Source organism: Pseudoteredinibacter isoporae (genome assembly GCF_011602085.1).
GTDB classification, from domain to species: Bacteria; Pseudomonadota; Gammaproteobacteria; order Pseudomonadales; family Cellvibrionaceae; genus Pseudoteredinibacter; species Pseudoteredinibacter isoporae.
Genome location: NZ_JAAONY010000001.1, coordinates 873,326 through 892,821, shown reverse-complemented (window position 1 = coordinate 892,821; position 19,496 = coordinate 873,326). Strand labels below are relative to the sequence as shown.

The window sequence follows — 19,496 nt, the reverse complement described above, 5'->3', positions numbered from 1 at the left end:
GAACATGATCGAAACAATCATACGCTGGTCTATCGAAAATCGTTTCTTTGTGCTGTTGACGACGGTTATCGTGGCGTTCTCCGGAGTGTATTCCATTCGGAATACTCCTGTAGACGCCATTCCTGATTTATCCGATGTGCAGGTAATTATTAAAACCAGTTATCCAGGACAAGCACCACAGGTTGTTCAGGACCAGGTAACTTTTCCATTGACCACCGCCATGCTGTCAGTACCCGGTGCGGAAACCGTGCGAGGGTATTCCTTTTACGGGGATTCTTACGTCTACATTATTTTTGATGACGATACAGATCTGTATTGGGCTCGCAGTCGGGTACTTGAATACCTGAGTCAGGTGTCGGCCAGCTTACCGAGCAATGCAGTGCCCCAACTCGGGCCCGATGCCACCGGTGTTGGATGGGTTTATATTTATGCGCTTACCGATAAATCAGGCAAACACGATCTCAGTCAGTTGCGTAGCTTGCAAGATTGGTTTTTAAAATACGAGCTACAAACTGTCCCCGGAGTTTCCGAGGTGGCCGCTATTGGCGGCATGGTAAAACAGTATCAGGTGCAGGTTGACCCGGATAAGTTGCGGGCCTACAACATTCCCCTCAGCCACATCCAAATGGCCCTGCGACAGGGCAATCAGGAAACCGGGGCTTCGGTGGTGGAAATGGCCGAAGCCGAATATATGGTGACCGCAACTGGCTACATTCAATCCATCAGTGACATCGAAAAAATTCCGCTGGGCCTTAACGACCAAGGCACTCCATTGCGAGTTGCCGATGTGGCTAACGTCACTCTGGGCCCACAGATGCGCCGTGGCATTGCCGAGCTGAACGGTGAAGGGGAAGTTGCCGGCGGAGTGGTCGTCATGCGCTTTGGGGAAAATGCCCAGAAAACCATTGAGGGCGTCAAAGAGAAATTGGCGTCACTCGAAAATTCTCTGCCGGAAGGCGTCGAAATTATTCCCGTTTACGACCGTTCCAAACTGATCAGCAGCGCCATCGACAATCTATGGGACAAATTAACAGAGGAGCTTTTGATTGTAGCGCTGGTGTGTGCAGTGTTTCTGTTTCACCTACGCTCTTCAATCGTGGCCGTTGTCAGTTTGCCCTTAGGCATTTTGATCTCTTTTATCATCATGCACAGCCAGGGCATTAATGCCAACATCATGTCTCTCGGTGGTATTGCGATTGCCATCGGCGCTATGACCGATGGCGCAATTGTGATGATCGAAAATATGCACAAGCATATGGAACGAACACCATTGACCGATGACAATCGCTGGCAAATCGTGGCCAAATCCGCAGCCGAAGTCGGACCGGCTTTATTTTTCAGCCTACTGATTATAACGGTTTCCTTTTTGCCGGTGTTTATCCTGGAAGCTCAGGAGGGAAGAATGTTCTCTCCGCTGGCTTACACCAAAACCTATGCCATGGCTGCATCAGCGGGCTTGGCCATCACATTAGTTCCTGTGCTTATGGGCTACTTTATCCGAGGCAAGGTGATCTCAGAGAAGAAAAACCCATTGAACCGGATGCTCATCAGCCTTTACATGCCTGTACTGAAGCATGTACTGAACTTTCCAAAGGTGACTGTTTTTGTCGCCATCGTCATTACCATTTTGGGTTTCTACCCCATCAACAAAATTGGCAGCGAGTTTATTCCACCGCTGGACGAAGGTGATTTAATGTATATGCCAACGACTTATCCTGGAATTTCCATCGGCAAAGCGCGCGAACTCTTGCAACAAACCGACAAACTGATTCGCACCGTACCGGAAGTTCAGAATGTCTTCGGCAAGGTGGGGCGCGCCGAAACCGCAACCGACCCCGCCCCACTCACAATGATCGAAACCTTTGTGCAACTGAGGCCTAAAAGCGAATGGCGCGAAGGCATGACACCCGAACGTTTAAGGGCGGAGTTGAACGAACTGCTTAAGTTCCCTGGACTGAGTAATGCCTGGGTGATGCCCATTAAAACTCGAATTGATATGCTGGCTACTGGCATTAAAACCCCCGTGGGAATTAAAGTCGCAGGGCCAAACCTGGACATCATTCAAAACATTGGCCAGGACCTGGAACGCATTCTCGGTGAGGTTCCGGGTACCGCTTCGGTATATTCGGAACGTGTCGCCGGCGGCCGCTATATCAAGGTTGATATCTCCCGCGACAAGGCCAGCCGTTTTGGTTTGAACATTGCCGACATTCAACAAGTGGTTTCTACGGCCATCGGTGGCATGAACGTTACGCAAACTGTAGAAGGCCAGGAACGCTACCCGGTAAACCTGAGGTATCCCCAAGACTACCGGGACTCTCCCGAGCGCTTATCGCGACTACCAGTGCTTACTCCCTCCGGCCAACGCATTGCACTTGGCGATGTGGCTCAAATCTATATTGAGAACGGACCACCGGGAATCAAAAGCGAAAACGCCCGTATTAATGGCTGGACGTTTATTGACATCGATGGTGTCGACATTGGAAGCTATGTTGCGACAGCCAAACAGGCTCTGGAAGAGGAGCTGGTCTTACCTCCCGGGTATTCGATCAGCTGGGCGGGACAATATCAATATATGGAACGAGCCAAGGAAAAGCTCAGCTATGTTCTGCCGCTTACTCTCGCCATTATTATCATTTTGCTGTACCTCAATTTTCGACGCATCAATGAGGTAGCGGTTATTATCGCCACATTGCCCATGGCGATGATTGGGGGGTTGTGGTTGATGTATCTGGAGGGCTTTAATTTTTCAGTAGCCGTTGGTGTTGGCTTTATTGCACTGGCCGGCGTGGCCGTTGAAATTGGCGTTATTATGCTCGTGTACCTGAACCAGGCCCTTGATGAGCTGAAGGAAAAAGCACGGGATCAGCATCTGGCTATCAGCCCGGAAGCCTATCGAGAAGCCTTGTTACACGGTGCCGGTTTGAGGGTTCGCCCAGTGATGATGACCGTAGCAACCATCATCATCGGCCTGCTTCCCATTCTATATGGCAGCGGCACAGGCTCCGAAGTTATGAGCCGAATTGCCGCCCCCATGGTCGGCGGCATGAGCAGCGCCGTTTTGTTAACGCTGATTGTGTTACCGGCGAGCTATTGCTTAATGAAATCTTCTGAGGTGCTGAAATTTAATAAAGATCTGAAGTCTTGAAGTACTTTCAATCAAGCTCAGCTACTGGATATTATTCAATACGGTCTGGTACTCAGTAGCGGAGTTTATGCCTGATTGTTGGATTTGGATACGAATTTTCTATGTAAAAATTCGTATCCAAGCACCGTAATTACAGACATAAGAAACCAAATTAAATACTTGAACCCGTTCTGAACCAAAACCACCTGCATTGGATTTCCGACGATGTAGTCCATGAATGGCTGTCTGATCAAAGCGCCATGTGTTGCAGCCAACAATGCAAACATAAATAGAATGACAAGCGGAATCCCCCAAGCCAGCAGCTTATCCCTTGCAAAATGATAAATAAGTAAGGCCGCCACACCATATTCAATGGAGGTCATCATTGCGATATAACGGACATCCCACGAAGGCGATATGGTTCTCCCCTCCATTTGTTGACCTATCCACCCAGGCAACCATTCTACTGTGAGAACATGGACGATAAAGCTGCTACTTGAAGCAATGGCGGCGATAAGCAGTAAGCAAAGTATTCGCAAGAGCATTTCCAGGTCCCTTCCAGATCCTTTTTGTTTGGTGACTTTATTCTGTACCGATATTCTATTGCTCGGACTCTTCTTCCAGCTCTTCCATGAACTCGTCAAGCATCATCAGGGCTTCTGCCAATTCTTCTGGCAGACCTGTATATTTTTTCCGTAGATCACGGTACTGCGATTCTGCCAACTGGAGGTCCGCAAGGTCTCGAATAGTCATCAAGCGTTGACGAAGCTCTTCATTATTTTGAACACTATCAATAAATGCATCATATTCGGGTGATGCTTCCCCAGCCTGCATAACAAGCTCTTCCAGAACAGGCTTCGACAATGAGTCCCGGCTGCGCGACATTCTTTTTTCGGCTTTTACAGTGATTTCTTCTTGTGGCACTGGGCTGGCTGTTACCGTAACACTCTCCATGAACTTGCTGTCTTCTTCATGAATCTCTTCATGAAGGTCTTCTGACCCTGCCATCATGCCAATGGCTTCGGGCTTGGCCTTTTTCGCTGCCGCGGGTTCGGGTGTAATCACAACATCGTATACAAGGTCTTGTTTAACCGTTTGCTGTTGCATCGCAGGATACAGCAATACAGCCAGTACCAGCACAGCCATACTGGCCGCCCCGGTGTACCAATGTTTTGACCATGCTGTGCTGTGATTCTGTTTGTTGGCCTCTGCTTTGCGGCGAGCGTAGGCCAGTACTTTATCATCCAGTTTTTTGGGCGATGTTTGCAGCTCTGGATGTGCTTGAGTGCGTTGTTTTTCGCTCATGCTTCATCCTCCAGAAGTTGTTGTAACTTTTTCTTTCCGTAACGCAGTCGGCTTTTTACGGACTCGGGTTGGCTGTTGGTAATTTCTGCTATTTCCGCCAGGCTAAATCCTTCCAGCTGCAATAAATAGCTTTGCCGTTGTATCGGTGGCAGTTGGGCTAGCAGTCGTTCTACTTCTACCAGCAGGTATTGCTCCTCCAGGTGATTGTCTTTACCACTTTCGTTTTCCAATATTTCTTGCTGGTCTTCGTCTATGTAGTCAATATGCTTTTGTTTACGCCAGAAGTCGATAACCTTGTTGTGGGCAATTCGGTATAGCCACTGTTTGAAGGGCTGACTCAAGGAAGCATCAGGCACGAAGCTCTCGGCTTTATCGATAACAGAAACCCAGGATTCGTGGGCGATATCTTCCGCACTCGCGCTGTCTTGTACACTTTTCAGGGCATAGCGATATACGGCATCTTTGTAACGGCCGTATAGGGTTTCAAAACAGGAATGAGAGCCTTTACTGAATTTGTCCAGCAGGCTCTCATCCGACTTAAAGCGATTTAGCAGGGTGCCATCTCCGAATCAACAAGTCTTTTCGTCAGCGGCCTTCGAATCAGCCTTGAACCGAAACTGATGTGTAAAACTCGCCGTGAACCCATCCTTGGGGGCTCTCCAAAAACTTCCCTGTTTTTGAAGGTTTTACACATCAGTTCCGATTCAAGACCTCACATTGACTAAGCCTGAAGCGATATTGTCTAAATTTAAAACCTATTGAAGCGCAATCTGCTGATCAATGCTAGCCGCAAGTTCAGCGATGTTGACCAGTTCACCTCGATAGGAGAAACGATCTTCGCCTCGACTGTTGCGAAGCTGTTCGATCAGTTCCTGCATGCTGCCCTTGCTGATACGCTGACCTCCACGCAGTCGCTGGGCAAACTCAGCCACCGAGGTGGCGAAGCGATGTTCATTGGATGCTTTGTTAAAATCGGTGTTGAGTGTATCGGTATGAACAATTTTCTCAATCAAGCGACTGGCTTCTCCATGGGCAGGCTTGTAACGCAGCTTGATGTAGGCGAGTTCGCGGTTTTTGTCATTAACGCTTGGTTTTTTCTTTGAAAGCTCATGAACTGTGGCTTGTTTGCCGTAGCGCCTTTCTGGCAAGCTGCCCTGGCCCTTCAGGCTGATCTCATAAATAGCTGTTACCTGATGGCCCATCCCTATGTCGCCCGCATCCACTTTATCGTTATTGAAATCTTCACGATTCAACATGCGGTTTTCATAGCCGACCAGGCGATACTCGCTGACTTGATCAGGGTTAAATTCCACCTGAATTTTCACATCGCTTGCAATGGTGTGCAGGGTCGCGTTCATTTGCTGAACCAGGACCTTATAAGCCTCTTTCATGCTGTCGATATACGCCGAGTTGCCGTTGCCGACGTTTGCCAGCTCTTCCATTAAGGCATCGTTATAATTGCCAGTACCGAAGCCCAGGGTCGTCAGTGCAATACCCGATTCGCGTTTACGTTCGATCAGGGATTTCAGTTGTTCGATATCGGTAATGCCGACATTCATATCACCATCACTGGCGATAATGACTCGGTTAATACCCTCTTTAATAAACCCCTTCTGGGCTTGCTCATAGGCGAGTTTAATGCCTGCACTGCCATGGGTGCTACCGCCAGCTTCGAGGGCGTCTATCGCTTCACGGATTTTCAGTTTTTCCGAGATTTTAGTCGGCGGCAAAACCACTCCCGCGGCCCCCGCATAAACCACCAGAGACACTGAGTCGCGCTCTTCCAACTTATCGAGCAGCATCAACAAAGAGCGTTTTAACAATGGAAGCTTGTCTTGCGACTGCATACTGCCAGAGACATCCACTAGAAACACCAGGTTCGATGCCGGACGCTGATCCAGGTTTTCTTCATAGCCCTGCAGACCAATTCTCATCAGATATTTATTGTCGTTCCAGGGGGAAGTACTGAGTTCAGTATCGATTGCAAATGCCTGCTTTGGGCTTTTGGGTTTCGGATAGTTGTACTGGAAGTAATTGACCATTTCTTCAACACGTACTGCTTCTTTTGGTGGCAATCTGCCCTCGCGCAGAATCATTCTTCGCACATTGGCATAAGCGGCCGTATCCACGTCGATTGAAAATGTCGACATGGGTTGTTCCAGCACGCTGCGAATGGGATTGTCATCGGGCCCTCGGTAATTTTCTCGATCCTCCTCAACAGACAAATAATGTGGCTCGGGAAAAGGACGACTAACCATCATATCGGCCTTCACTTTCCCCAGAGCTCTAGGGTGCATAACAATTTCTTGCTTCGCGCCAGTGACCATAACCTCTTCCAGCTCCTGTTCACTGGCGAGTACAACAGGAATAGGTTCTGCGGTATTGGCTTTCCGATCGGTTTCTGTCGAGCTTTGACAGGCAATTAAACCACCCATCAACAGGACCAGAACCGGGCTTGCACAGGATTTATATATACTCATAGCAGTAGCTCCTCAGCGAATATCTATACCTATAACGCGGCAGCCGAAAAAAAGGGGTTAACATTTTTTGAAAATACCTTCCCTGGCACGATTTCCATCAAAGTGGTGGTTTGGAGCGCTTATTTCTCCAAGTTGAATCGAATGCGTTCGGTGACGTTCTTAGTGGCTACCGGCTCACCACCTTGCATGGCAGGCTGATATTTGTATTTGGCAACAGCCTGAGTGGCTGCCTTATCAAAAATGCCTTCCGGCTGAGATTGAATAATACGGATATTCTCGGTGTTGCCGATTTTCGTGACATCAAAGCGAATATCGACGAACCCTTCGATGCCTCTGGTAATGGCCCGCCCCGGATATCGAGGCGCTGCCGCAACGCGCTTGACCAACATGCCACTTTGGCCAATGGCAAAATCAGTCCCGACGCCTGTATCGACCTGAAATTTTTCGCCAATGAGCCCTGGGCCCTCACGCTCAATGGCAACAGGATAATCCGGCAATGCTTCAGGGGGAGTACTGGGCTCCTCTATAGGCTCCGGTTTGTCATATTCCTTTTCCGTCACAATGTCCCTTTTTTGCGCCCAAATATCCGTCGGTATCGTCCGCGTCGCTTCAACGGGTTCAACATACTCCTTATAGATCAGGCTGTGCATCAACAATAGTAAAGCTGCGGTAACCGCAACGGAAAAGACAACCGCTAATAAAAATGCTGATATTCGGGTAACAGGGCTCGGCTCTTTCGCTTGAATTTCCTGACGGATACCTGCTTGTCGATATAATGTATTCATATCACACCTCTTCCGATAATTTCCGTGTGTTGCTCGAGAATTTATTTTTCTCGGCGGGCTTTATAGCGTCTTTTTTCATCTTGATATCACGCATTGGCTTATCCTCCTTTTTTGATGCTTTTTCCTTTTTAGGTTTTTCTTTAAGTTGGTAACGCTGCTCCGCTCCGGTCACAACCACCGGCTCTCCGTTGAGTCTGTGAACAGCAAATTGACTGTTTTTGATTGCATTGGAAATTTCTTCCCGCAATTCGGTCTCAAGGTCCTGCGGCTTTATTTTCACAGCGTACGCCCGACCTTTTTCATCGATGTTGAAGTTTGCCCGTATATCAATGTCCTTATTGATCCCTTCAAAAAGTTGGGCAGAAGGCAGCTCGATATCACCGGCCAGATAGCCACTCATCTCAAAACGAGTTGATCGCTCAGCCGTGGGCGCTTTTTCAGCTGCCATGGCGACCACTTTCAGGGACTCATCCCACCCGACATTTTCCTCTACAGCTCCCGCTACAGGTGCATCACGGAATTTCTGAATGCTGACCATTTCAACAGGCAATTTAAGATACCCTTTATTTTCAACACTCAAATCAATAGCCGCTGCACTGAAAGTACTCAGAATCAGGAACCAAAACAGAGGACGGGAAGCTTTATTAGGTTGAGCCGTGCGATCCACGTAGCGATCCAAAACTGTCATTACGCGCTGGTAGTATTCACCATTACCATTTACCGCGACGGCCATTGAACTTGCTTCTTTGTGCAAACGCCCAGCTCGCATTAACACCTCCGCATAATCGGCATCGTTCGCACCGACATTTAACACGGTATCGTCGGCCAGTTGCTCGGACAGTTTTTTAAGTTCGGCAAGCAACCACCAGGCGGGCGGAAGAAACCAGTAAAAGGCCAGCAAGAAACGAGCACCGTTTAAGCGCAAAAAATCACGATGTTTGACATGCGCCAACTCATGCAACAGCACCAATTCAAGTTGTTCTTTCGGCCAATCCACGGCATTGGCCGGTAGCAGCACCACAGGGTTGAGCGAACCAAAAGTACAGGGGCTCATCGCATTATTGTGATGAAGTTTTAACTCGGGCACGTTCAACAAGCCAATACGAGCGGAAAGTTTATCCAGTAGCTGTTGCAATTCGAGTGGCGCCGTTTGCGCTGACTTCCGATATCGGGATAACTGAGAGAGCCCGAGGAATACATAGAACAATAACCAACTGCAGATAAAGCAGTACAACAACAAACCAATTTGCAACCAGGGCTCCTGAAGAAGTTCAGCCCCGCTGCGCAATAACAAATGATTCGTGCGAACCGCCACCGTAACATCAAAACTGTTCAACAACTGATCCAGAATCGGAAACAGTAAAAATAAAACGCTGATCGTACTCAGCCATTGATAACGAAGGCGAGCGGAATGTTTATCCAAGCCATAGTAACAACCGATAAACAACAAGCCGACCAGGGCAGCTTTTACAGGAAACATCAACAGCGCCGCCGTCATCATCACTTCTCCTGCTGCTTGCGTTCACGCGCCTGACGAATCATTTTTTCCAGTGATTCGAGTTCCTTTTCATCCAACTGTTCTTCAGCATTGCCGATCAAAGCGCTGGCCGCTTTAATAGCCGAGCCATCGAAGAATGTACGTACCAGGCGGCCAATCGCCGACTGGCTCGCATCGTCTTTGGCCGTGATGGGGCTATAAAGATACTTGGCACCTTCCTGGGTATGACTCACCAGACCCTTTTCCACCATGCGGGCAAGCAGTGCTCGAATAGACGAATAACTGGGGGCATCATCGATACCGGCCTGCACATCCTTGGCCGAGGCCTGTTGTTTTTCATAGAGCACATCCAATATTTGTCGCTCTCGGCGGCTGAGTTTATGCGGCGTTTTGGTCATGGTTCATATTTCCCGTAGCGGTTTGGCGGAGAGCTTCTTTGGTTTCGCTCCCTGGGTGCTAATTTTTTAGCACCATGCTAAAAAATTAGCACTCACAATCGACGAGGTCAAACAAAAATTAAACAAATCTATATCGAAATATTTTGATATAGATATTAAGCACTGCTACACTCCCTTGCATGTCGAGTCCAGATGCCATAGCCGATCGTCCCGCCGAGCAGCTGGCTGCTTTACTGAAAGCAGCCGCCGACCCCTTGCGCCTGGAGGTTTTGCGTGTCCTGGCCAGGGATTCCTACGGCGTTCTTGAACTGGTTTCCATTTTCGATTTGAAGCAGTCCAGCATGAGCCACCACCTCAAAGTTCTGGCATCTGCTGGCTTGGTGGCGACCCGCCGGGAAGGAAATTCCATCTTTTACCGACGCGCGCTGGCCAGCCATGACCCCCTGCTGGGTGATGCCCAAAGGCGCCTGTTCCACAGCGTGGACAGCCTGCCACTGGCGGAACAGCTGCAAGCTCAACTCGATGAGATTCAAAGCGAGCGAGAAGCCGCTTCACGTAAGTTTTTCACGGAAAATGCCGGCAAGTTCCGCGAACAAGCCGACTTAATTGCCAGTTTTCCAATTTATCGCGAGCAAGTCGCCGAGGCTTTGCTGGCAGCGCCTTTACACGACCATAAATTGGCTCTTGAGCTCGGTCCCGGTGAAGGGGAGTTTCTGCCTTATCTGGCCGAGCGATTTGACACGGTATTTGCCCTCGACAACAGTCCGGCAATGCTTGAGACCTCTCGCCAGCTGGTTCAGTCCGAGGGGCTGAATAATGTCGAGCTGATTCTCGGTGACACTAAGCGCCTGGCCGAATTGGAACTGTCAGCACAGTGCATCGTGGTGAATATGGTGCTGCATCATACCCCTTCGCCAGCCCAGATCTTCAGTGATTTAGCCAATAGTTTAGCCAGCGGTGGGGTTCTGCTGGTAACCGACCTTTGTCGCCATGATCAAGCCTGGGCACAGGACGCTTGCGGGGACTTATGGTTGGGCTTTGAACCCCAGGATTTGAGTCAGTGGAGCGAAGCCGCAGGCCTCGAAGAAGGCCAGAGCATTTACTTCGCCCTGCGTAATGGCTTCCAGATCCAAATACGTGAATTTATTAAACCAGCACTGACTTAACAGTGCAGATACTCATTGGCCCATGGCCATTAGTTTAGGAAAACAGTTATGTCTGAGTACAGCATTTTTACTTCGGAGTCTGTCTCTGAAGGTCATCCCGACAAAATGGCCGATCAGATTTCCGATGCCATTCTCGATGCCATCATCGCACGCGACAAAGACGCACGTGTCGCCGTTGAAACACTGGTAAAAACCGGTATGGCCGTAGTTGCTGGCGAGCTGACCACCAGCTGCTATGTCGATCTGGAAGATATTATTCGCGATGTTATTAAAGGCATCGGCTACAACAGTTCCGATGTAGGCTACGACGGCGCAAGCTGTGCCGTTATTAACGCGATTGGTAAACAGTCTGTAGACATTAACCAGGGTGTTGACCGCTCCAAGCCCGAAGATCAGGGCGCCGGTGACCAGGGTTTGATGTTTGGCTATGCCACTAATGAAACCCCAACCTTGATGCCCGCTCCGGTGTACTACTCACACCGTCTGGTTGAGCGTCAGGCCCAATTGCGCAAAGACGGTATCCTGCCCTGGTTGCGTCCCGATGCAAAATCCCAGGTCACTCTGCGTTACGAAGATGGCAAGCCCGTTGCCGTCGATGCAGTTGTACTGTCCACCCAACACAATCCTGAAGTGAGTCAGGACGATATTCGCGAAGCCGTGCTGGAAAACATCATCAAGCATGTACTGCCCGCTGAATTGCTGCACGAAGGCACTCAGTACCACATCAACCCAACCGGTAACTTTGTGATTGGTGGCCCGGTCGGTGACGCGGGTTTAACCGGGCGTAAAATTATTGTGGATACCTATGGCGGCATGGCACGCCACGGTGGTGGTGCCTTCTCTGGTAAAGACCCATCGAAAGTGGATCGCTCTGCCGCTTACGCCGGTCGCTATGTTGCAAAAAATGTTGTTGCAGCCGGCCTGGCAGACCGCTGTGAAATCCAGGTTTCTTATGCCATTGGTGTTGCCGAACCGACCTCAATTTCCGTCAACACCTTTGGCACCGGCAAGGTCAGTGACGATCAATTGATTGCCGCGATTCGCGAAGTTTTCGATCTGCGTCCATACGCCATCACCAAAGTGCTGGATCTACAGCACCCGATGTACCAGTTAACCGCCGCCTACGGCCACTTCGGTCGCGAACCCTTCGAGCACCGCTACGAGTGGGTCGAAAATGGCGAGACCCATAGCGATACCTTTACGGCCTTTACTTGGGAAAAAACCGATAAAGTGGATGCACTGAAAGCAGCCCTTGGCCAATAATTTTTTTGAGAGATAAATCATGAGCACATTTACCGATTACAAAGTTGCTGACATCAGCCTGGCCGAATGGGGTCGCAAAGAAATTGAAATCGCCGAAGGCGAAATGCCCGCACTGATGGCACTGCGCCGCAAATACAAGGAGGCACAACCTCTGGCGGGCGCCCGAATCATGGGTTGTATCCATATGACCATCCAAACCGCCGTGTTGATTGAAACTCTGGTGGAACTGGGCGCTGAAGTACGCTGGTCTTCCTGTAATATTTTCTCTACTCAGGACCACGCCGCCGCCGCTATCGCCGCTGCTGGCATTCCTGTTTTTGCCTGGAAGGGTGAAACCGAAGAAGAGTTCTGGTGGTGTATCGAGCAGACCATTCTGGCTGAGAAAGACAGCGACGAACTGTGGAATTCCAATATTATTCTGGACGATGGTGGTGACCTGACCCAGATGTGCCACGAGAAATACCCACAGGTATTGGATAACATAAACGGTATTTCTGAAGAAACCACCACGGGTGTTCACCGTCTGGTAGAAATGCTGGAAAAAGGCGAGCTGAAAGTACCGGCCATCAACGTGAACGATGCGGTCACCAAATCCAAGAACGACAACAAGTACGGCTGCCGACACTCTTTGAACGATGCCATCAAGCGTGGTGTTGATCATCTGTTAAGCGGGAAAAAAGCCCTGGTCGTTGGTTATGGTGATGTAGGTAAAGGTTCTGCAGCTTCACTGCGTCAGGAAGGCATGATCGTTAAGGTTACTGAAATCGACCCAATCTGTGCCATGCAAGCCTGTATGGACGGCTTCGAAGTTGTATCGCCTTATATCGATGGCGTTAACACTGGCGAGCTGAGCAGCATCAACAAAGAACTGCTGGGCACAACCGATTTGATCGTTACCACAACCGGCAACACCAATGTGTGCGATGCCAACATGCTGCAAAGTCTGAAAAATGGTGCTGTGGTTTGTAACATCGGTCACTTTGATAATGAGATCGATACCGCTTATATGCGCGAGAACTGGGAGTGGGAAGAAATTAAACCACAGGTTCACAAAATCTATCGCGACCGAGCCAGCAAAGATCATTTGATTCTGTTGTCTGAAGGTCGCTTGGTTAACCTGGGCAACGCTACCGGTCACCCTTCTCGTATTATGGATGGTTCTTTTGCCAACCAGGTACTGGCCCAAATTTATCTGTGGGAACGCAAGTTTGCTGATTTGCCAGAAACGGAAAAGCAAGACGCGCTGTACGTAAAAGTACTGCCCAAGAAACTGGATGAAGAAGTGGCGGCCGACATGGTTGCCGGCTTCGGTGGCGTGATCACCAAGCTGACCAAGACCCAGGCGGACTACATCAACGTTGAAGTTGATGGTCCATTCAAGCCGGAATCTTACAAGTACTAAAATCTGTCTGCTCCGGCATTCGCTATGCCGGAGCAGCCAATAGAGCACTGTTCAACATAAAACAGGCCAGACACCATGAGCAATGAACACATCCCAGTCAGCTTTGAATTCTTCCCTCCGAAGACTCCCGCTGGCAAAGAGAAACTGGCGGCCGTGCAAGAAGAACTCGCCCTGTTTCAACCTGAATTTTATTCTGTAACCTATGGCGCTGGCGGCTCTACTCGCGACAGCACGAAAGGTATTGTTTTAAGTTCCATCAATGCCGGTCATGATACGGCACCCCACCTGTCTTTCGGCGGAGATGATGAAGACACCATCAAGCAACTGCTGCAAGAATATAAAGACGGTGGTGTTAAACGCCTTGTCGCCTTGCGCGGCGATATGCCCTCGGGTATGGGCGGCGCTTCACAACTGGTTTATGCCAATCAGTTAGTGGCTTTTATCCGCGAACATTTTGGCGACCACTTTCATATTGAAGTAGCAGCCTATCCGGAAATTCATCCGGAAGCCCGCAGCTACAAAAAAGACATCGAATATCTGAAAGGTAAATTCGATGCTGGCGCCAACAGCGCAATCACCCAGTATTTCTATAATCCTGATGCCTATTTTTACTTTGCTGATCAGTGTCAGGCAGCGGGCATTGAGCAGCCAATCGTGCCGGGCATCATGCCGATTATCAACTACAAAAATCTGGCTCGTTTCAGTGCCAACTGTGGCGCAGAAATTCCTCGCTGGATGGCTCGTCGATTGGAAGATTTTGCCGACGATCAGGAAAGCATTATTTCTTTTGGTATCGATTTGGTATCGGATCTCTGCGAAATGCTGCTGGACAATGGCGCACCGGGTTTGCACTTTTACACCATGAATCAAACCCAACCAACGGCCCAGATTCTGACGAATCTATTGGCCAGTGAATAAGCCATAGAATCTCTGCCGCCCTGGAACCGCAAGGGCGGCGATTTTCTTTCAATCCTACTTGACCTTCAAAGTTTTAATGTGGTGCTTTCCTGAAGTGATTTCATCTCGAGTATAAGGGATCTTTTTGTACTTGTAGTTTTCAAACATATCCAGCTGATCCCGATAGTGAACACTCTCTACACCGTCAATGCTGACAAAGCCACTCTGCCCTGGTGGAATCGAATCGAAGGCTTCAAAGCCGTCATCTCTTGCGATGAATAAATTATTCTCACTGCCACGATTAGCGTACTCAGGCACCGACACCCTCGCTTGCTGACCGGCCTGCGGGACGCCTCGAAAGTTTACCGGCTGCCACTCCATGACCGGGGCAGCGACACGCCATTTGCCGGGCACAGGGCCCTGCTCAACACTTAATAATTTGACGGCTTTCCGAAAGCTTCGGTTCAACAATTGCATTGACTGCCCATTAAAAAAATCATAAATCGGCTTTTCATCACGAGCCAATGCATCAAGGTTTTTAACCAACGCCTTGATTCCCGGGCCAGTGTGCATTGAAGCGCCCAGCGGGCGAACCGGATAAGCTGTCGAGCTGTAAAGATAAAAATTTCGATCACCAACATCGTCCTGCAAAGCGTCTTTTAACAAGACACCGATAAAGCTCTCTGCCAAAGCCGCTTCCGGGGGATAATTTCCGTCATCATCTGCAATCCATTGTTGATCCCAGTCGTTTAGACGGGCAAGCGCCGAGGCTTCCAAATCATTCAGCTTGCTGCCTTCGAGAGCTTGATTTAAATAAGGCAAGAGGAACGGCAAACTCACATCACCGTAACTGACGTTGCGATTAATTGCCCAAACTTCATCAGGTGTAAAGGTAGGTTGACGCTCCAGCTGATCAAACAACAACTGAACCCTATCCGCTCTCCCCCAAGTGAGAGACCACAAATCAGAAGCCGCCCAATGTTGAGAAGGTCGATTATTCCAGTTACTGATATAGGCCTGCTTGGGGTTTTCGACCGTTGGGTTGTCGCTGTACGGGCGCAGAGATAACCAATCGTAAGAACCGTCTCCCGGTGCCGGCAAACGAGAGTCATGACCCGCAGCACGCTCGGGATACCTTCCCGCATGGGTATAAGCAATATTGCCCAAGGTGTCCATATAGTAAAAATTAATATTGGTAGCGACGTCTTTTACGGTGCGCTTGGCTTCAGCAATCGAACCTTGTTTGGCAAGATTGACCCAGGCCAACAGTGTGTTCAGCTCTTTACCTTCCCAAGCCCGCGCCCGACTGACCGCAACACCCGCTTCCGGATCATGTAACAGCACCATGCCCTGGGCTGCTTTTCTTACTGTCAATTGCTGTTCCTGTTTGACAGGTTTTCCATTTTCATTTTTCTTCACAAAAATGCTTTCGTTCCAGGTCTGGAAATTTTTATATTCACCTTGATGCCAATACTGCTCCGGGTTTTCAGGATTTAATGTCAGAACATACTCATCCACCTGATCGCTTAAGCCCGCCGTACTGCCCCAGGCAATCTGATTATTGTGAGCAAACAATAATGCGGGCAATCCTAACAGCGTATTCCCCACCAAATTGAAATCACCACCGTGCAAACCAATGCCGTTCACGTAGGAAGGCAGACTCCAACCGAACTGAGGCCCATTCACCAAAATGCCATTTGCACCCTGGCTTTTTGCTTTCGACACCGCCCAGTAATTACTGGCCGGGGCAAATTCGGGGCTACTGTGAAAACCATTTTCCGCCAGCATCCGCTCAAACTCCCGATTTGTCAGCTTTTCCCCCGTGATCCCTTGAAACTCGCCCAGCTCATTGACCGCAACGCGTTTTGACTTTTTAATTTTCGCAAGCCCTTCAAGGTACACAGGCATATTATCGGCTTCGATCTGCGTCTCTTGGTCTTTGGGAACCGTTGTAGGGGAATCTGGATCGAGCAGCCATTTTGATGCTGAGAAAATACGCCAGGCTTTTTCAGAGCCATGCTGTTCTTTCAGATTTTGCCAAAGTACTAAATTGTCTCTCTCGGAGTTAAAGTCGGAATAACGATGGGCAATTGCTCCCGCAAAGATCATCGCTACATCGTAGGCTCGCCAGGCCTTGGGAAGAAATTCATTGTCATGAAATTCTTTGGGAAGCAATGCCGGTTGATCCGCCAGAACCTCTTCGACCCTCTTGCTGAAACCTGCGGCATAGGCTTCCAAAACGAGACGATCGTCCTTTGAAATACGATCAAATTGTTTTCTCACCGAAGGCAGATCATAACTGCTGCGTATATGTTGATCTAAAGGCAGGTATTTTTCGCCCAGCACTTCAGAAACCTGTCCCAATACTGTCCGCCGAAGCATCTCCATCTGATAGAGACGATCTTCAGCCACTGCATAACCGTATCCGTAATACACACCATAATTGTCTTCCGCAAAGATATGAGGTGTGCCAAAACTGTCGCGAATGATATCAACATCTGAATGGCGTTGATCAACAAACTCGTCTTTTGAATGCTGACAAGCGCTGGTTAACAACGTTGAAACCAGCATCAAACTTAGAGCTTTTTTCATGGTGTGCTCCTTTTTATTGAGGCAGATTATTGGGGGCAGAATTTATGAGGCAAAAAAAAGCCCAATCAAATTGATTGGGCCAAATACACAACGAAATCGACTGCTATACACGTTGTTACGGCTGGCTCCATAAAGAGGGGAGAGCATCCGGCCAGCCGCAATCGGTATTACATGGAGTAGTTAACGGTTAAACCGTAGGTGCGTGGTGCACCCCACACACCGATACCACCAGGACCAATCACGTATTGGTGAGAAATATAATCCTCATCCATCAGGTTTTTACCCCACAGGGCAACTTCCCATTGTTCATCGGCCGAGGTCCATGCAGCACGCGCATCCCACAACTCGTATGCATCCAGAGTGATGCGGTCATCGATATAGTCACCGCGCTGCTCATCCGAATAGCTGTACTCCAAACGGAAATCCATCGCACCGGATTCCATGGGCACATTGTAGTTAAAGGACAGGTTGGAGCTGTTTGGTGGCGCTGAACGCAAACCCTTACCCGAAGCATCAACAACACCACTTGTGGTTTCGATAATCAGGTCGCTAACTTCACTATCCATGTAGGCGTAAAAGCCTTTGATGTAGAAGTTGTCGGTTGGGTACCAGGTCACTTCCAGCTCCGCACCGGTAATTTCTGCTTCACCAATATTGGTGGTCAGAAAGGTACCAAAACTGGAGTTTGGCACAGGACCAAAACGTACCACCTGCAGATCTTCATAATCGGTGTAGAACGCCGTCAGGTTCATGCGCAAACTGTTATCCATAAAGTCGCCTTTGAAGCCAACTTCATAGTTCAGAGCCGTTTCCGGATCAACCGGAGTTGACGCTGACGCCTCTACACCTTGCGAACCGGCAAAGCCACCGGACTTAAAGCCTTTCGACGCCGAGGCAAAAAACATAACGTCATCGGTTGGGTAGTATTGCAACGCGATTTTAGGCGAGAAGTCATTCCAGTCATCGCTGGGATTTACTTCAAATGCTTCGGCAATAATATTCAAGCTGCCGCCAACCCCGCCACAGGGTGCAAAGTTTTCAAATTGCGTACCGACAACAGAAGGATCATTATCCCGCACCAGATCACAGTTTACAGAAATGGCGGTGTAATCTTTTTCGTCAACGGTGTAACGAGCACCCAATGTCAAATGCAGTTGTTCACTGAATTCCCAGGTACCCTGCCAGTAAGCCGCGTAGCTTGTGGTTTCATTACCGGTAAAGGCGTATTCGTTACCAATGATTTCCTGGCTGCCTACATCAGTGGCACGGAAGCCATCAAAGGTACCGGCCTTGGTGATGCGGAAAATTTCAGTACGATCTGTTTCTTCAGTGAAGAAATACAAACCAGCGGTGTAATTAAAGTTGCCATCCAGGTTTGATGTCCAACGAATTTCCTGGGAGAAGGTGTCGATTTCTTCCTGAATGTCATCCATCACTTCATCAAAAGGCAAACCCAGAGCACCAAGTGGTGCACCAACAGAGGCCATTTCCCAATCCGTCTCGGCTGTGCGATAAGCCGTGATGGTGGTCAAGGTACCCGTATCGAATTCAATATCACCCTGCAGACTGATGCCGCTTGCTTCACGATCTGAAAAGCCGTCTTTCGATGCGGCGTTTTGACGAGGGCCAGTCACGCCGTTCGCAGCCATAATCGCACTCAGCGGTGCATTATCAGTTACACCGGTACGACCCATATCAGCACGATTGTCTTCCATGGTGTCGACAGACAACAACCAATCAGAGCTTTCGGCTTCAACACGTAATTGAGCACGAATGGAGGTTTGGTCTTCGTCTTGTAATTCAGTACCCAGCAAAACGTTATCAACATAACCATCGTGCTCACGATGATTGATACTGATTTTACCGAAAACATTATCACTCAAGGCACCACTGACCAGACCTTGATAACGCACGATGCCCTCGTTACCTACAGTAACGCCGGCTTTTAATTTTGTTTCATCAGTTGGTTTGGCAGAAACAACATTGATGGCACCACCGATGGCATTACGACCGAACAGTGTGCCCTGTGGTCCACGCAACACTTCAACACGCTCCAGATCGAACATATCAAAGTTAATGCTGGCACCGCGGCCGATGTAAACGCCATCCAAAAACAGCGCTACGGAGTTGTCCAGACCAGCGCCGTCATCAGCGGAAGAAATGCCGCGCAATGAAGGAATCGCCTGGCCTGGGGAAAATTCACTAAAAGATAAGCCTGGCGTGTGTTGAGCAATGCTGCCGGCGTCAAAAATATCCGCTTTTTTCAGTTCATCAGCACCTAATGCGGTCACTGCAATGGGGATATCCTGCACGTTTTCAGCACGGTGCTGAGCCGTTACAACAATTTCTTCAATCTGCGCCACTGCACTCATGGAGACCGCGCTGATTGCAGTTACTGCAGCAGCTCGACGGATAGCTACGGCTAAAGGGTTTCTCATTGGGTTGTCCTCATCGTCTCAATTATCATTATTGTTGACGGCTATTTGGTTTTTTATTCGGCCGTCCTAGTGGCATTAACACCGCTCTGCTAAACCCCCTCCAAAAAATTTTACGGATTAGCTATTTTTTTCCTGGGCCATCACA

The 19,496-nt window shown here is 49.1% G+C and carries 14 protein-coding genes; 5 read left to right on the top strand and 9 right to left on the bottom strand.

Annotation, left to right across the window (positions count from 1 at the left end; genetic code table 11):
* Positions 1–4 precede the first annotated feature (4 nt).
* Positions 5–3,148 (top strand): efflux RND transporter permease subunit, encoded by a 3,144-nt coding sequence (locus tag G8768_RS03855; RefSeq protein ID WP_166851035.1) that lies wholly within the window; start codon positions 5–7, stop codon positions 3,146–3,148.
* Between the two features lie 65 nt (positions 3,149–3,213).
* On the opposite strand, the gene G8768_RS03850 is transcribed toward G8768_RS03855, so the two are convergent.
* The 7 genes from G8768_RS03850 to G8768_RS03820 all read right to left on the bottom strand — a co-directional run bounded on the left by G8768_RS03850 (position 3,214) and on the right by G8768_RS03820 (position 9,593).
* The gene (locus tag G8768_RS03850) at positions 3,214–3,672 is read right to left on the bottom strand and encodes a hypothetical protein (RefSeq protein ID WP_208020065.1); all 459 of its coding nucleotides are present in this window, start codon (positions 3,670–3,672) and stop codon (positions 3,214–3,216) included.
* 55 nt (positions 3,673–3,727) lie between these two features.
* Positions 3,728–4,432, bottom strand: coding sequence for a hypothetical protein (locus tag G8768_RS03845; protein ID WP_166851037.1), 705 nt, complete (start codon positions 4,430–4,432; stop codon positions 3,728–3,730).
* Positions 4,429–4,953, bottom strand: coding sequence for an RNA polymerase sigma factor (locus tag G8768_RS03840; protein ID WP_243749420.1), 525 nt, complete (start codon positions 4,951–4,953; stop codon positions 4,429–4,431). Before G8768_RS03840 ends, G8768_RS03845 begins: the two co-directional genes overlap by 4 nt.
* A 234-nt stretch (positions 4,954–5,187) precedes the next feature.
* Positions 5,188–6,912 carry a vWA domain-containing protein gene (locus G8768_RS03835; protein WP_166851040.1) on the bottom strand — a complete coding sequence of 575 codons (1,725 nt, stop codon included), beginning with the start codon at positions 6,910–6,912 and terminating at the stop codon, positions 5,188–5,190.
* Between the two features lie 119 nt (positions 6,913–7,031).
* The gene (locus G8768_RS03830) at positions 7,032–7,697 is read right to left on the bottom strand and encodes an energy transducer TonB (RefSeq protein WP_166851045.1); all 666 of its coding nucleotides are present in this window, start codon (positions 7,695–7,697) and stop codon (positions 7,032–7,034) included.
* 1 nt (position 7,698) lies between these two features.
* Entirely contained in the window at positions 7,699–9,198 is a 1,500-nt protein-coding gene (locus G8768_RS03825) for a M56 family metallopeptidase (RefSeq protein WP_166851048.1), read from the bottom strand.
* Positions 9,198–9,593, bottom strand: coding sequence for a BlaI/MecI/CopY family transcriptional regulator (locus tag G8768_RS03820; RefSeq protein ID WP_166851051.1), 396 nt, complete (start codon positions 9,591–9,593; stop codon positions 9,198–9,200). The genes G8768_RS03825 and G8768_RS03820 overlap by 1 nt, the downstream gene beginning before the upstream one ends.
* A 179-nt stretch (positions 9,594–9,772) precedes the next feature.
* Between G8768_RS03820 and G8768_RS03815 the strand changes: the two genes are divergently transcribed.
* The 4 genes from G8768_RS03815 to metF all read left to right on the top strand — a co-directional run bounded on the left by G8768_RS03815 (position 9,773) and on the right by metF (position 14,342).
* Positions 9,773–10,759 carry an ArsR/SmtB family transcription factor gene (locus tag G8768_RS03815; protein WP_166851054.1) on the top strand — a complete coding sequence of 329 codons (987 nt, stop codon included), beginning with the start codon at positions 9,773–9,775 and terminating at the stop codon, positions 10,757–10,759.
* Between the two features lie 48 nt (positions 10,760–10,807).
* The gene (gene metK, locus G8768_RS03810; RefSeq protein WP_166851057.1) at positions 10,808–12,022 is read left to right on the top strand and encodes a methionine adenosyltransferase; all 1,215 of its coding nucleotides are present in this window, start codon (positions 10,808–10,810) and stop codon (positions 12,020–12,022) included.
* Between the two features lie 19 nt (positions 12,023–12,041).
* On the top strand, positions 12,042–13,424 hold the full coding sequence (ahcY, locus tag G8768_RS03805; protein WP_166851060.1) for an adenosylhomocysteinase: 1,383 nt from the start codon (positions 12,042–12,044) through the stop codon (positions 13,422–13,424).
* A gap of 75 nt (positions 13,425–13,499) precedes the next feature.
* Positions 13,500–14,342 (top strand): methylenetetrahydrofolate reductase [NAD(P)H], encoded by an 843-nt coding sequence (gene metF, locus G8768_RS03800; RefSeq protein WP_166851064.1) that lies wholly within the window; start codon positions 13,500–13,502, stop codon positions 14,340–14,342.
* Positions 14,343–14,396: 54 nt separating this feature from the next.
* Here metF and G8768_RS03795 read toward each other — a convergent pair whose 3' ends face one another.
* Both G8768_RS03795 and G8768_RS03790 read right to left on the bottom strand, forming a co-directional pair.
* The gene (locus G8768_RS03795; protein ID WP_166851068.1) at positions 14,397–16,913 is read right to left on the bottom strand and encodes a penicillin acylase family protein; all 2,517 of its coding nucleotides are present in this window, start codon (positions 16,911–16,913) and stop codon (positions 14,397–14,399) included.
* 167 nt (positions 16,914–17,080) lie between these two features.
* Complete coding sequence (locus G8768_RS03790; RefSeq protein WP_166851072.1) at positions 17,081–19,351, bottom strand: TonB-dependent receptor; 2,271 nt, start codon at positions 19,349–19,351, stop codon at positions 17,081–17,083.
* Positions 19,352–19,496: the final 145 nt, after the last annotated feature.

Bases quoted from the DNA above. Each gene is read 5' to 3' on its own strand.
- G8768_RS03855 (WP_166851035.1), top strand. From the start codon at position 5: ATGATCGAAACAATCATACGCTGGTCTATCGAAAATCGTTTCTTTGTG.
- G8768_RS03850 (WP_208020065.1), bottom strand. From the start codon at position 3,672: ATGCTCTTGCGAATACTTTGCTTACTGCTTATCGCCGCCATTGCTTCA.
- G8768_RS03845 (WP_166851037.1), bottom strand. From the start codon at position 4,432: ATGAGCGAAAAACAACGCACTCAAGCACATCCAGAGCTGCAAACATCG.
- G8768_RS03835 (WP_166851040.1), bottom strand. From the start codon at position 6,912: ATGAGTATATATAAATCCTGTGCAAGCCCGGTTCTGGTCCTGTTGATG.
- G8768_RS03830 (WP_166851045.1), bottom strand. From the start codon at position 7,697: ATGAATACATTATATCGACAAGCAGGTATCCGTCAGGAAATTCAAGCG.
- G8768_RS03825 (WP_166851048.1), bottom strand. From the start codon at position 9,198: ATGATGACGGCGGCGCTGTTGATGTTTCCTGTAAAAGCTGCCCTGGTC.
- G8768_RS03820 (WP_166851051.1), bottom strand. From the start codon at position 9,593: ATGACCAAAACGCCGCATAAACTCAGCCGCCGAGAGCGACAAATATTG.
- G8768_RS03815 (WP_166851054.1), top strand. From the start codon at position 9,773: ATGTCGAGTCCAGATGCCATAGCCGATCGTCCCGCCGAGCAGCTGGCT.
- metK (WP_166851057.1), top strand. From the start codon at position 10,808: ATGTCTGAGTACAGCATTTTTACTTCGGAGTCTGTCTCTGAAGGTCAT.
- ahcY (WP_166851060.1), top strand. From the start codon at position 12,042: ATGAGCACATTTACCGATTACAAAGTTGCTGACATCAGCCTGGCCGAA.
- metF (WP_166851064.1), top strand. From the start codon at position 13,500: ATGAGCAATGAACACATCCCAGTCAGCTTTGAATTCTTCCCTCCGAAG.
- G8768_RS03795 (WP_166851068.1), bottom strand. From the start codon at position 16,913: ATGAAAAAAGCTCTAAGTTTGATGCTGGTTTCAACGTTGTTAACCAGC.
- G8768_RS03790 (WP_166851072.1), bottom strand. From the start codon at position 19,351: ATGAGAAACCCTTTAGCCGTAGCTATCCGTCGAGCTGCTGCAGTAACT.